The organism is Nonomuraea angiospora (assembly GCF_014873145.1).
Classification (GTDB): Bacteria; Actinomycetota; Actinomycetes; order Streptosporangiales; family Streptosporangiaceae; genus Nonomuraea; species Nonomuraea angiospora.
Window position 1 is genome coordinate 11,271,388 of sequence record NZ_JADBEK010000001.1, and the last position, 13,197, is coordinate 11,284,584.

Below are 13,197 nucleotides of genomic sequence, written 5' to 3' on the forward strand. Positions count from 1 at the left end.
TCACCTCCATGCCCGCGCGGGTGGATATTCGCGCCCGGAGCGCTATCGGTCTCGCGCCCGGAGCGCTATCGGTCTCGCGCCCGGAGCGCTATCGGTCTCGCGCCCGGAGGCTGGCCTGATCGGCGGCGGTACGGCCGGCCGTCCAGCCCTCCCGGTCCCAGGACGTGCGGACCGCATGCGAGACCAGGTTCGGGAACATGCGCTCGACCGCCTGCTCCACCTCCTGTTCGCGGGCCGCCAGCACCGGCACCAGGTCGGTGCCCCGGCTGGCGCTCTCCTGGGAGACCGCGGCCGCTGTCGCCTCGGCGAGCCGCTCCCCGATCCTGGAAGCGAACGCCGACAGGAACGACTGGCGGAACGCCTTGTTCCTCGACCGGCCGGTGCCGTGCTTCCTGGTGCCCGAGTTCACCAGCGCGGTCTGCGCCTGTACCAGCAGTGAGGTGAACAACATCTCCACCCAGGACAGGTCCGCCCCGAACCCCAGCACGGTGGCGAACCCCAGCTCCTTCGACCAGATCACCCGGCACCTGTTGGCCTCGGCGACGAGGTTGAGCAGCACGGCCTTGGGCTGCTCGTACGGCGCGTCGATGCCGACCCGGATGCCCGCCGGGGCCTTACCTCCGCCTGGTTGCGCGTCCAGCATCGCCGCGTCGATGCTGTACTTCGCCATCAAGGTCTGCGCCGCCGACATGAACGTCTCCGCTTCCGCCTCGTACGCCGTCGACTCCGCCTTGGCGAGCAGCGCCCGCACCCGCGTGAGCGTCTTCTCGCTGACCGCGTGCGGGCGTGCCCGGACCGTACGGCGAGCGGCCCCGGGCGGCGGGCTCAACGACTCCAGCCGGGGCAGCCCGGTCAGCAACTCCAGCAGTTCCAGCACACCGGAGACGGTCACCAGACGGCCGGCCCCGTCGCGCGCCTGCCGCGCCGCCAGGTAGCCGCCCTTCCACCACACCGCGGCCTCCAGGCCGGCGAGTTGGTCGCGCCAGCGCTCATCCACCGTGGCCGGCGCATAGGCCCGCATCTCCCAGGCGATGAGGTCGGCCGCCGCCCGCCCGTGCCAGTCGGTCAGCCGCCTGGCCGCGATCCTGACCACGTCGGCGGGCTGCCAGCCGTTCCGCCACAACCCCGAGATCGCACGGGTCACGACCTCCACCAGCACGCGATCGGCGTCGTCCCGGTCGGCCAGGAAGGCGGCGGCGGAGTCGAAGGACGCCTGATCCTCGCGGGCGAGCGCCTCCATCGCCGCGCCGATCAGCTCATTGGCCTTACTCACACATGCCGTCCATTTTGATGAAAGTCCGCCAGAACTCTACCGTGACGGAGCCCCATCCCCTGCTCACCGGTGTGGAGGAAGGCGGCGAGGTCCTGACCGGCCCTGTGGGGCCCAAGAACTCGTATCACTCTCAGCGCAGAACAACTATTCGACCCATTCCCGCAGTACCCGGCGGGTGACCTGGTCGAGCGGCTGATGATCCGTTTGCAGATGGCGTTCATGATTTGAGCAACCGAATCGGCGCGCAGATCGCCCCGCCTATGGGCGTGGGCCCCGGCTGCTCCAGGTCGCCGCGTACCTGGGGCAGCCGGGGCCCGGGAACAACTTTCCGAGGTCGGCACGCTTTCTGGGTGCTACAGCAGTCGTTCGCCTCGGGCGGCTGCTTCTTCGCGGGTCGCGGTGAGGAATGTTTGGCGAAGTTGTCGTTGTCGTGCGTTCTCGGCATTTGCGGGGCGGGGTGTTGGGGCTCGGCGTGGTGCTGGTAGAGGCGCCAGCAGGTGTGGATGCCGTGGAGCAGGTTGTTGAGAGGTCGGGGGCGGGCCGGGCGGGATCCAGCGAAGTGAGGGGCAGGTAGACGCTGTCGGGGCTGAGATCGATTCCTGCTCGGTGTGCGTCTTGGCGCTGGTGATGTCGGTGAGGCTTTCGACGGCGAGGGGTTTGTCGTACTGCTCGGCGCTGGCGACCACGCCGCCGCCGTGTCCTGCATGGACGGGCTCGACCCGCAGGACGCGCTGCCCCCGCTGACCGCGTACTTCGCCATGCGCGTGGGCCGGCTGCCGCTCCTGCCCTACTTCGCGCCCGGCGACCAGGGGCTGGAGTGGACGGCCGAGGAGATGGCGCTCACGCGCTCGGCCCTGCTGCTGAGCAACCACGGCCCGATCGTCGCCGGGGTCACCCTCGGGGCGACAATCCGGCCGCGCGGTAGATGGCGTCGATGACCGACATGTTCGCGACGGAGTCGGCGGGCGGGGTGAGGTTGCCCACGCCGGTGCGCACGGCCGACTCGAAGGCCCGCAACTGGCAGGTGTACGTGGCCTCGCCGGGGACCTTCTCGCGCCGGCTGACGCCGTCCACCGTGTACGCCAGCCGGTGGAAGAACTGCGGCGCGACGAAGTTGCTCACCCGCATCTCCCCGCGCGTGCCGCGCACCCGTACGCCGATCTTGAGCAGCATCCCCGACCACATCGACGAGTGCACCCGCCCGGAGGCCCCCGAGGGGAAGCGCAGGGCGGCGCTCATGGCGCGGTCGACGCCCGGCGAGCGCTCCAGCGCCCGCGCCTCGACGACCGCCGGCTCGCCACCGCCCAGCAGCCTGGCCACATGCACGGCGTACGACCCGGCGTCCATCATCGACCCGCCCCCCAGCTCCAGCGAGTAGCGAATGTCGGAGAAGCGCGGCAGCGGGAAGCACATCCACGCCTCCACCAGGCGCAGCTCGCCCAGCTCCGCCACGATCTTCCGCATGCGCTCGGCCAGCGGGTGGTAGCGGTAGTGGAACGCCTCCATCACCACCGTGCCGCTCTTCTCCGCAGCCGCGGCCACCTCGCGCGCCTCGGCCTCGTTAGAGGTGAACGGCTTCTCGCACAGCACGTGCTTGCCCGCCTCCAGCGCCCGGATCGTCCAGGGGGCGTGCAGGGCGTTGGGCAGCGGGTTGTAGATCGCGTCGAGCGTCCGATCGGCGATCAGCTCGTCGTATGAGGCGTGGACCCTGGGGATGCCGTGCTTGGCGGCGAACGCCTCGGCCCTCGACCGGTCACGGGCGGCAACAGCGGCGACCTCGACTCCCGGCACGAGGCGGCCGGGATTGACCAGGGCGGCCGGCGCGATCCGCGCGGCCCCCAGAACTCCGATGCGCAGCATAGGTCGATCGTAAGTCCTCGTCCACGATCGTGATCGTGCTGCCGGAAACCGGGCAACCATCGGATGTGTCGGCTTGGACCGGCCAGCTCACCCCGGCCGGCGGGTCGTACCTCGAGGGCACGGTGAAGGGCGCGGCAGTCCCGAGGGCGGCCGGCACACGCTCGCCCACAGCATCACGTTCCTGCCGGCCGCGATGGGAGTCGTGGACGTACCGGGAGCGATGGTCGAGCCGGTCATCGCGGCGGTCGCGAACCTGCTGGGCCGCCAGGAGGACAAGCTGGGCAAATGGCCGCTCTGACCGCCCACGGGCGGTGCGGTGAGCGGGCGGTGAGCGGCCGGTGAGCCGTCGGCGCCATCGTCATCCATCGCCGGATCCACCGCGGACCGGCCATGGAATGAGGAGTGGACATGAACGTTCTGGCAGGCAAGACCGCGCTGGTGACGGGTGGATCGCGCGGCATCGGCCGGGCGGTCGCGCTGCGGCTGGCCGCCGACGGCGCCGAGGTCGCCGTCCACTACGGTGGCAACGACGAGGCCGCCAAGGAGACCGTGGCCCGCATCGAGGAGGCGGGCGGCCGGGCGTTCGCCATCCGGGCGCGGTTCGGCGACGTCTCCGCGACGGACCAACTGTTCGAGGGCCTGACCGCCGGGCTGGCCGGACGCGGGCTGGACATCCTGGTCAACAACGCGGGCATCGCCTTGGTCAACCCGATCTCGCAGGTCACCCCCGAGGAGCTGGACCGCCTGCTGACGATCAACGTCACCACGCCGTTCTTCGTCATCCAGCGGGCGCTGCCGCTGCTGAACGACGGCGGCCGCATCATCAACATGGGCTCGACGGCCAGCCGGTTCGCCGTCACCATGCAGATCGGCTACACCATCAGCAAGGCCGCCCTGGAGTCGATGGCCCCGACGCTGGCCAACGAGCTCGGCCGGCGCGGCATCACGGTGAACACCGTCGCGCCCGGCGCGGTGCGTACCGACATGACCGCCGGCTACAGCTCCATCCCCGAGGTGGTCGCCGAGCTGGAGGCGATCACCGCGCTCGGGCGGCTCGGCGAGCCCGAGGACGTCGCCGACGTCGTCGGCTTCCTGGCGGGGCCGCAAGGGCGGTGGGTGACCGGGCAGACGATCGACGTGTCCGGCGGGACCTACCTCGGCCCGATCGCGATGGCATGATTCTCGCCGGTGAATAATCACCGGCATGCGGTTTGCGATCCTGGGGGAGACTCGGGCGTGGCGTGACGACGGGGCGGAGGTTCCGCTCGGCGGTCCGGCCCGCCGCGCGCTGCTGGCCCTGCTGCTGGTCCGCCCCGGTGAGGTCGTGCCGGCCGACCGGCTGGCCGACGAGATCGACCCCGGCGGGGCGCTGTCGGCGCACGCGCTGCAGTCCCAGGTGTCCCGGCTGCGGACGGCGCTGGGCTCGGCGTCCCTGATCGAGCGGGCCGGGGCGAGTTACCGGATCGTGGTCGACGACGATGACGTGGACGCCTGCCGGTTCGAGCGGCTGGCGCAGGAGGGCCGGGCCGCGCTGCGCGACGGCGACGCCGAGCGGGCGGTCACGCTGCTGCGCGAGGCGCTGGGGCTGTGGCGGGGGCCGGCGCTGGCCGGCCTGGCCGAGAGCCGCACCGCCCAGGCCGCCGCCGTACGGCTGGAGGAGCGCCGGCTCGGAGCCCTCGAGGACCGGATCGAGGGCGAGCTGCGGCTCGGCGAGCATCGCGCGGCCGTGGCGGAGCTCCGCGAACTGGTCGGCCGGCACCCGCTCAGGGAACGGCTGGCGGGGCTGCTGATGCGGGCGCTGTCCGCCGAAGGCGGGCAGGCCGAGGCGCTGGTGGTGTTCGAGCAGACCAGGCGGCACCTGGCCGACGAGCTCGGCGCCGATCCCTCGGCCGAACTGGTCGCGCTCCACCGCGAGCTGCTGAGCGCCGACCCCTCGCCGTCGCCCGCCGCACCGCCCGCCCAGCTGACGTCCTTCGTCGGCCGCGCCGGGGAAGTGGCCGAGCTCGTCGAGCTGCTGCGCGTGGCCCGGCTCGTCACGCTGGCCGGTCCCGGCGGGGTCGGCAAGACCCGGCTGTCGGTCGAGGTGGCCGCCGCCGCGGCCGACGACGTGTGCTTCGTGGAGCTGGCGCCGCTGCGTGACGGCGGCGCGCTGGCACAGGTGCTGCTGGGCGCGCTGGGCCTGCGCGAGAACGGGCTCCACCTGGGGAACGGCGGGCAGCAGTCGGTCGATCGGCTGATCGGGGCGCTGTCGGACCGGCTCCTCCTGCTCGTCCTGGACAACTGCGAGCACCTGGTCGAAGAGGCCGCCACGCTGGTGGCGCGGCTGCTGGCGGCCTGCCCGCGGCTGCGCGTCCTCGCGACGAGCAGGGAGCCGCTCGGCATCATCGGCGAGCACCTCTGGCAGGTGCGGCCGCTCCACGACGAGGCGGCGGCGCGGCTGTTCAGCGATCGGGCCCGAGCCGTGCGGCGCGGCTTCGCGGCCGACGCCCGGACGGTGGGGCGGATCTGCGCGGCCCTCGACAATCTGCCGCTGGCCATCGAGCTGGCGGCGGCGCGGCTGCGTACGCTGCACATCGACGACCTCGCGGGACGGCTCGACGACCGGCTCGCCGTCGCGGCCCGCGGCAGCCGCACGGCCGACGAGCGGCATCGGACGCTGCGCTCGGTGGTGGCGTGGAGCTGGGAGCTGCTGTCCGAGGCCGAGCAGCGGGCCGCGCGGTGGTTCACGGTCTTCGCCGGGGGCGCGACGGCCGAGTCCGCGCTGGCGGTGTGCGGCACCGACGGCGAGACACTGGAGTCGCTGGCCGACAAGTCGCTGCTGGAGGTCTCGGGCGGCCGCTACCGCATGCTGGAGACGATCCGCGCGTACGGCGCCGAACGGCTCGACGCGGCCGGCGAACGCGAGCAGGCCCGCCGCGCCCACGCCCGGCACGTCCTGGAGCTGGTGCGGACGGCGGACCCGCATCTCCGGCGGGCCGAACAGCTGGAATGGCTGGCGGTCCTGGCGGCCGAGCACGCCGACCTGCTGGCGGCGGTGCGCTGGGCGGTCGAGGCGCCGGAGGCGGAGACGGCCCTGGAACTGCTCGCCTCGGCCTCGACGTACCTGTGGATCCGCGGCGCCGCCGCCTCGGTGGCGCCCCAGGCGATTGCTCTGCTGGCCTCCTTGGATGCGCTGGACTCGGCGGGCTCTGTGGACTCCGCGGGCTTGGGGGGCTCTGCGGAATCGGCGGACTCCGCGGGCTTCGCGGACTCTGGAGGCTCCGTGGACTCCGGGGGTGACGCGCTGCCGGACCGGCTCGGCGAGGAGTACGCGGCGTGCGTCCTGCTGGCGGCGTCCGGCGAGGCCGGGCGGCCGGTGTGGCAGCGGCACCGGGCCCAGGCCGAGAAGGCGCTGACCGCCGCCTGGTCAGGTGTCGAACCGGGCCGCTATCCGGCCGTCCTGCTGCCGTGGATGATGCGGAACGCGAGCGAGGCCGAGCCGCGCGGCGCGTTCGCGCTCGTCTCATCCCAGCGCGACCGCCCAGAGCCGTGGGTACGGGCGGTCGCCGAGTACGTGTGGGGGTTCGGGCTCCTCGGTGAAGGCGGCAACGCGGCGGCGGAGCGCGGCTTCGGCGCGGCGGCCGAGGGTTTCCGCTCGCTCGGGGACCGGTGGGGCACCGCGCTGGCGCTGGACATGCTCGCGAGCCTGGCGGCCGCGCGCGGCGATCGCGCGACGGCCATCTCGCTCACCGACGAGGCGCTCACTCTCACCGAGCAGCTCGGCGTGCTGGAGGACGCCGCCGACCTGCTGGTCAACCGGGGCGATCACGTCGCCGGCGACGACGCGGCGGTGGCCCGCGCCGACTACGCGAAGGCCGCCGACCTCGCCCGCCGCGCCGGCAGCGCCACCAGCCTGGCGGCAGCGCTCCGCGGGCTCGGTGACATCGCCCTGCTGGAGCAGGACCTGACCGAGGCGGAGCGCCTGTACGCGGAGGCTCTTGACCGGATCGACCCGTACTGGATCAAAGGCCTCGGCAACCGGGTGCGCGCGCTCGCCGGGCTCGGCCGCGTCGCCGAGGCGCGCGGCGACCGCGTCGCGGCCCGGTCGCGATACCAGGAGATCGCCGAGTCGGCGGCCGTGATCGGCGCCTCCACTCAGGACGCGCTGCGCCTGATGGGCCTGCCGGAAAGCCTCGTCGAGACGGTGATCACGCTGCGGTGACTTCCGCCGGGGCGGCGATCGGAGATGGGTGTAGCTCTTTCGTAGTGGCCGACTGAATCAGGCGCTGTCCGCTAGCCACGCGCGGGGCGACGGCGCAGGTGGTAGGCATAGGCCAGGGCGAGCACTATCGGGCCCCACAGTGCGATCGGGCTGATGCATGCCATTGCCAGCGCCTGCCACCAGCCGTTCTCATATGCCGTGCGGTTGAAGACGCCGACCCAGGCGAGCACCATCCAGACCGAGATCGCGGTCAAAAGGAGCCCACCGATCACGGCAGGGACAACCGCCGCCATGGGCGGCACACGTCTGCCGCCGATGACTGGAATCCAGTTCGGGACCACCTCGCCCCAGCCGCGCACCAGACCGGTGCTGAGCAGCGCCACCAACTCAGTGATCACACTGAGCCCGAAGACGTAGGGGATAGTGATCCACAACGGCGACACAGGCGCGTCGTTGAGTTGCCCCATGTCGAAGTGGAAAGCAAACGGCAACCTCCACAGGCACGAAGGGAGTAGCAACCAAGGAAGCGCGTAGGCGACACGGAGCGCCCAGCGTGGGACGGGCTGTTCGGTGTCACTGGTGGCTGGGGGCGCGTGCAGCAGTTTGACAGCCATGGCTGCAGTCTCTCCGGGCGTCGAGGATGAGTGATCACCTGTGGGAGTGAAACGCCTCCCCCACACGAGCTACCTCCTTCCGACGCGGGCCCGCTTGTTCCCGCACCGCATCCGCGCCATGTATCTCGACGGGGTGATCAATCAGGTCCTCGGGTTCCCCGACCAGCAACTGCGGATGTTCACCAAGTCCACCACCTGGTGTGCGGCCACCCCTGCCTGCGCCCTGCGCGGTCAGGACGCCGCGGCGGTCTGGCGCAAGCTCACCCAGGATGCCGACCGCAACCCGATCCCGGTCACGTCCTCCCAGTTCGGCAAGGGGAAGCTCACCGGCTGGCACCTGAGAGCTTTCGGCTTCATGGGCGACCCGGGGCCGGGCAACTCAGGCTGGCCGGCCTCCGCCGAGGCGGTCGCCAAGGCGTCCCGCCCGCTGCCGTCCCGCGGCCTGCCCTGCCCCGCCGAATGATCCTCCGCGTTCTACGTGGCGGGGGCGGGGATGCTGGCGGTGACCGTGAAGCCTCCCTTGCCGTCGTCTCCCGCGCTGAAGGTGCCGCCGAGCAGGGTCACTCTGCGGTTGAGCCCGGTCAGGCCCATCCCTGAGCCGGCGCCGGTCAGGGCGGGGTCGGCGCTCTGTCGAGGCGCCGCGTTGCGCACCTCGACGTCGGCCCGGTCGCCTGGATAGACGACGGTGACGGTTACCGGCGCTCCGGGGGCGTGCTTGCGGGCGTTGGTGAGTGACTCCTGCACCACCCGGTAGACGGCGCGGGCCACGACCGCGGGCACCGTGCCGGGATCGCCCTCGACGTTCAGGGCCGCGTCATCGGCGGCGGCCAGCGCGGCCAGGTCGCCGTCGGTGTCGTCGTCGGGACGCCCGGCGGGCAGCGGCCGGGCCCCTGTGGTGACCACACGCATGAGGTCGCGCAGCTCGGTGAGAGTACGCGTGCCGACCCGCCGGATCCGCTCCGCCGCCGCGCGGGCGTCGTCGTCGCCCGTGGTGACGCGGAGCGCGTCGGCGTGCAGGACGATCTCGGTGACGTGGTGGGTGACGATGTCGTGCAGGTCAGCGGCCAGGCGCTGCCGTTCGGCGGTCTCGGCCCGCTCGGCGAGCAGCCGGCGCTCCGAGTCGGCCAGCTCGGCCCGCTTGCGCAGCGATCGCACCAGCTCATACCGGGCCCTCAGGTACAGAGCGACCAGCGCGGGCAGTGCGGTGGACGACAGCGCCATGTACAGGTTCCCCCACGAAGGAGACCAGATCGGGATCGCCGGCAGCGCCAGGACGGCTGCGAAGGCGAACGCCTGCTGCCACGGCAGCAGGGTGACCAGGAATGACACGACGACCGGGGTTGCCGCGGGCGTCACAGCCTCCGGCGTCAGGCCGGCACCGAGGGCGAGCACCGTCGTGACCACTACGGCCAGTGCTCCCACCGTCCGCGGGAGGCGGACCACCAACGTCAAGGACGCGTCGAGCAGGAGGTTCAGGAGGAGCTCGGCGAGCGTGCCGGGGCCGCGGGTGTGCACGTTCGCGGTGTACAGGGCGATCTGAACGACGGCGAGCAGCGCGGCCGCGCCGATGGCGGCCATGAGCATCATCCTTCGATCGCGGACGATGAGCTCCGGCCAACGGGACAGTGTGTGCACAGCGGGTACCTCGGAAGGCCGCCGTGGTGTCGCCCGTGGCGGCTGGTTGTCGCGGGTCGTGTTCAGCCGGGCCCGTCAAGGAGTCCGGCCTGGTGGGCGAGCAGGGCCGCTTGCGTTCGGTGGGTGAGGGCGAGCTTGACCAGGAGGCGGGAGACGTAGCTGCGGACGGTCGTCTCCGACAGGAACAGCCGCCTCGCGATCTCCGGATTGGTGAGCCCCTCGCCGAGGCAGACCAGCACCTCGCGTTCGCGCTCCGCCAGCTTCGCCACCCGCGACCGCGCAGTGTCGCGCCGCTCGTCGCCTCTGGACGACTGCGCGACCAGTCTGCGCGCCGCGCTCGGCGACATCACGACGTTTCCATCGACAGCCACCTTGATCAGGTTGATCAGGTCCTCGGCCGGGGTGGCCTTCACCAGAAAGCCCCCGGCCCCGGCCTCCAGGGCACGCAGCACGTGCCCGTCGGACTCAAACGTCGTGAGCGCGATGACCGTGGGCGGCGCGGTCAGCGCCGTGATCTCCCTCGTCGCGATGATCCCGTCCACGCCAGGCATCCTGAGGTCCATCAGGACCACGTCGGGCCGGTTGCGCAGGACCTCCTCGACCGCCTCGGCGCCGTCTCGCGCCTCGCCGACCACCTCGATCTCCATGCTGGAGCCGAGGATCGTCTTGAGGTGTCGGCGGACCATCGGGTCGTCGTCGGCAAGCAGAACCCTGATCACGCCTGCACAGTCTGTCACAGCGCGCCCGTTCATCATGCTGCGCGGTGCTGCCCGGCCCGCGCGGGGTCAGGCAGCATGGCGTGATCAGCCGGCGAGTTCCTTCCAGAAACCGCATCGATGCTGGCCGCGGACGTCGGCCGGACCGATGCCGCCCTGGCTTGCGGGCTTCAGGCTGAGGACGCTCTGGCCGGACGGTGTGAACTCGGGCCAGGCGGGTGCGCCGGCGGCCTGCGGCTTGCCGGTGTGGGCGAAGGACGTCCAGTAGCCGATCATCTGCTCCGCCAGCCGCCACTGCTCCGGCATGAGTCCCTCCCATGGCCGGCCGTCCAGGTCGAACAGGTACGGCAGGTCGCTGGCGTGATGAGCGCCCAGCGGGAATTCCGAGGGGAGCTCGAAGACGTTCGGGGCCTTGGCGTCGGCGAACTCATAGGCGTACACCGTGGTGCGGGCGGCCATCGCCTCGTCGCCCTCCAAGGTCGGGCAGGCCCATGCGCGGTCACTGCTCACCGTCGCCCAGGCCAGGCCGGGCGAGGAGAAGCCGGTCAGCGGATATTCCCGCAGCACCTTGCCGGCCTGCTCGCCGAACGCGTTCTTCATCAACGTCGGGTAGTTCTCGGCGGTCACCGGAATCCCGGCCTGCGCGGCACCGGCGACGAAGCTGGTGCCCTCGCTCTTGGTGCCGCCGGAGATCACCGGCACGCGCAGGAACTTGCCCGTGCGTAGCGCCTGCGCCGGTTCGAGCGGCAGCAGTGGCGTGCCGTGGGCGAGGGCGTTGCCGAAACTCTCGTTGACCTTCACCAGCTCGGAGACCGGCTTGGCCCGCAGGCACTCCAGCTCCTTGCCCGCCGCGCAGCCGAGCTGCCTGGCCGCGGCCAGGCCGATGTCCTGGCTGGCCTTCAGCGAAGGGGACGGCGTTAGCGGCGGAATGTCCGGAATCGGGAGGTAGGTGCCGGTCGGAAAGCTGAGCGTGCACGTCCCCGACTGGATGACGGCCTTGTCGATCAGACCGCGCGTGGCCGGGGAGGTGAGCAGCGCGCAGGTGCTGATCCCGCCGGCTGACTGGCCGAACAACGTCACGTTGCCAGGGTCACCACCGAAGGCCGCGGCGTTGCGCCGCACCCACTTCAAGGCTTCGAGCTGGTCGGCCAGGCCGAACGTGCCCGAGCCCGGCAGTCCAGGAAGCGCGAGGTAGCCGAACGCCCCGAGCCGGTAGTTGGGCGTCACCACGATCACCTCGCCCTGGTCGGCCATCCGCCGGGCGTTGTACATGCTGCCGTAGCCGTCGAGAAAGCCGCCCCCGTACAGCCACACCATCACCGGCAGCCGCTTGCGCGACGACCTGGCCGGAGCGGTGACATCGAGGAACAGGCAGTCCTCCCCACCGATCTGCTCACCCTTGTCCACCTGCGTGCACGGACGGCCGGGCTTGGTGGCGTCGGCCACTCCCCGCCAGGGTGCGACCCGTACCGGGTTCTTCCATCGCAGCTCTCCCACGGGCGGCTGCGCGTAGCGGATCCCCGAGTACGTCCTGACCGTGCCGTCGTCCGAGCCTTGGATCCGGCCCGAGTCCAGCTGCACGATCGGCGGCTTCGGCGCCTCCTGGGCGGCGGCCTGCGTGACACACGCGGTCATGGCGAGACAGCCGCCAGCGACCAAGGCGGCCAACCGCCGGATCGACGGCCCCGCCTGTGACGTTTTTCCCATCATGCGGCCAGCTTCATCCCGGCCGCGGGCTTGCCGCCACGGGTAAGAGTCGCGGGCCGGCGATCGGTTGTTGCACATCGGCCTGACCGAAGTTCCGGGCGCCGAAGGTGATGCCGACCGGGACCAGCGCGCCACCGCCAGGCGCGGCCGGCAGGCGGCGGGCCACCGGCACGCCACTGTCGATGCTCCCCATCAGGCCCGCAAGCCAGGCACAGAATGGGAAAATGTCCGGGTCCCCGGGGCGGGTACGACGGTGACCTGACTCACCCCGGAGGGGAACGCGTTTTCCGGTGCCGGCAAACGAAGGTCCGGGACGTCAACGGCCCCGGCGGGTCCATCCTGCGAGCGGCGGTCCTCGACTCCGATCGTCGTGTCGGAACCGTGCCCCGTGTGCACGACCGTCTCGGGGGGCGAGGTCAGCAGCCGGTTCCGGATGGAGGTGATGATGACCTCGAAGGTCGAGAACGACCGGCGTCGCACCGGGCCCTCCCTGGAAGAGGGTGTCGCCAGTGAACACGGCGCCGAGGTCGGGCACGTGAAAGCAGCAGGGCGCCGGGGGAGTGGTCAGGGGCGTGCAGCGGTGATGGTTGTGACATCGTGTGGGGCGTTGAAAACGACGCACACGTCGTCGTCGCCAAGCACTCAGACGTTGTTGCCGACGTCAGAGGTCAGAGGGTCCAGGCTGAAGGTGCCCGAGGTGACGGCGTGGTCGACCTCACCGGAGCACACCGAGCGCAGCGCCTCACCGTGGTGCATAGCCGGAGCGCCGAACGGGCCGGTTCAGGAGAAGGACGGCGCCAGAAAAGGATGACTTAGGAGGCGGACGGCTCGATCTCCCCCGCGAAGACGATGATCTGGTCGATGAGGCTCCGCCGCAGATGGACGACGTCCGTTCCCGTCAGGCGGGGACCTCCATCCGGCGTGGTGAAGACCCACTGGTAGCGGGCCCACTCGTCAGGCATGTCTACCGCCGAGCAGCGCACCATCGTGCCGGTCCCCGCCGGGTGGCGCCGGATGTCCAGCACGAACCGCTCGACCGCCTCGATCCCTTCGCTGCGGCCCAACGGCCCCCAGAAGACCACGTCCGAGGTCAGGGCCTGGGAGAGCAGCGCAGTCACATAGCTGTCGTCCGAGGCGTTGAACGCGGAGATGAACATGTCGATCGCGGACCGCGCGGTCTCTTCCTGCATA

At 71.5% G+C, this 13,197-nt stretch carries 12 protein-coding genes and 1 pseudogene; 5 read left to right on the plus strand and 8 right to left on the minus strand.

The genetic code is table 11. The features are described 5' to 3' along the window. Nucleotides 1-88: 88 nt before the first annotated feature. Nucleotides 89-1,273, minus strand: coding sequence for a DUF2786 domain-containing protein (locus H4W80_RS51620; RefSeq protein WP_318787469.1), 1,185 nt, complete (start codon nucleotides 1,271-1,273; stop codon nucleotides 89-91). Between the two features lie 704 nt (nucleotides 1,274-1,977). Here H4W80_RS51620 and H4W80_RS51625 point away from each other — a divergent pair. Next, a complete protein-coding gene (locus H4W80_RS51625; protein ID WP_192791770.1) occupies nucleotides 1,978-2,211 on the plus strand; it encodes a class II aldolase/adducin family protein in 234 nt (77 codons plus the stop codon). Here H4W80_RS51625 and H4W80_RS51630 read toward each other — a convergent pair. After that, nucleotides 2,165-3,133: a Gfo/Idh/MocA family protein gene (locus tag H4W80_RS51630; protein ID WP_192791771.1), complete on the minus strand. Its 969-nt coding sequence runs from the start codon at nucleotides 3,131-3,133 to the stop codon at nucleotides 2,165-2,167. The genes H4W80_RS51625 and H4W80_RS51630 overlap by 47 nt on opposite strands. 73 nt (nucleotides 3,134-3,206) lie before the next feature. On the opposite strand from H4W80_RS51630, the gene H4W80_RS51635 reads away from it, so the two are divergent. The 3 genes from H4W80_RS51635 (at nucleotide 3,207) to H4W80_RS51645 (ending at nucleotide 7,334) form a co-directional block, all read left to right on the plus strand. Then, nucleotides 3,207-3,431, plus strand: coding sequence for a hypothetical protein (locus H4W80_RS51635; protein WP_192794458.1), 225 nt, complete (start codon nucleotides 3,207-3,209; stop codon nucleotides 3,429-3,431). A gap of 110 nt (nucleotides 3,432-3,541) precedes the next feature. Further along, nucleotides 3,542-4,312: an SDR family oxidoreductase gene (locus tag H4W80_RS51640; RefSeq protein WP_192791772.1), complete on the plus strand. Its 771-nt coding sequence runs from the start codon at nucleotides 3,542-3,544 to the stop codon at nucleotides 4,310-4,312. A gap of 25 nt (nucleotides 4,313-4,337) precedes the next feature. Further along, nucleotides 4,338-7,334 (plus strand): ATP-binding protein, encoded by a 2,997-nt coding sequence (locus tag H4W80_RS51645; protein ID WP_192791773.1) that lies wholly within the window; start codon nucleotides 4,338-4,340, stop codon nucleotides 7,332-7,334. Between the two features lie 71 nt (nucleotides 7,335-7,405). On the opposite strand, the gene H4W80_RS51650 is transcribed toward H4W80_RS51645, so the two are convergent. Further along, nucleotides 7,406-7,948, minus strand: coding sequence for a hypothetical protein (locus H4W80_RS51650; RefSeq protein ID WP_192791774.1), 543 nt, complete (start codon nucleotides 7,946-7,948; stop codon nucleotides 7,406-7,408). Between the two features lie 46 nt (nucleotides 7,949-7,994). On the opposite strand from H4W80_RS51650, the gene H4W80_RS51655 reads away from it, so the two are divergent. Further along, entirely contained in the window at nucleotides 7,995-8,411 is a 417-nt protein-coding gene (locus H4W80_RS51655) for a hypothetical protein (RefSeq protein ID WP_192791775.1), read from the plus strand. An 11-nt stretch (nucleotides 8,412-8,422) separates the two neighbouring features. On the opposite strand, the gene H4W80_RS51660 is transcribed toward H4W80_RS51655, so the two are convergent. The 5 genes and pseudogenes from H4W80_RS51660 to H4W80_RS51680 all read right to left on the minus strand — a co-directional run bounded on the left by H4W80_RS51660 (nucleotide 8,423) and on the right by H4W80_RS51680 (nucleotide 13,196). Next, on the minus strand, nucleotides 8,423-9,526 hold the full coding sequence (locus tag H4W80_RS51660; protein ID WP_192791776.1) for a sensor histidine kinase: 1,104 nt from the start codon (nucleotides 9,524-9,526) through the stop codon (nucleotides 8,423-8,425). A 119-nt stretch (nucleotides 9,527-9,645) separates the two neighbouring features. Beyond that, a complete protein-coding gene (locus tag H4W80_RS51665; RefSeq protein WP_192791777.1) occupies nucleotides 9,646-10,302 on the minus strand; it encodes a response regulator in 657 nt (218 codons plus the stop codon). Nucleotides 10,303-10,386: 84 nt separating this feature from the next. Beyond that, on the minus strand, nucleotides 10,387-11,934 hold the full coding sequence (locus H4W80_RS51670) for a carboxylesterase/lipase family protein (protein ID WP_192791778.1): 1,548 nt from the start codon (nucleotides 11,932-11,934) through the stop codon (nucleotides 10,387-10,389). A 388-nt stretch (nucleotides 11,935-12,322) separates the two neighbouring features. Continuing rightward, nucleotides 12,323-12,584, minus strand: a pseudogene (locus H4W80_RS64860) (MBL fold metallo-hydrolase); the annotation flags it as partial. 234 nt (nucleotides 12,585-12,818) lie between these two features. Next, nucleotides 12,819-13,196 carry a nuclear transport factor 2 family protein gene (locus H4W80_RS51680; RefSeq protein WP_192791779.1) on the minus strand — a complete coding sequence of 126 codons (378 nt, stop codon included), beginning with the start codon at nucleotides 13,194-13,196 and terminating at the stop codon, nucleotides 12,819-12,821. Between the last annotated feature and the right edge of the window lies 1 nt (nucleotide 13,197).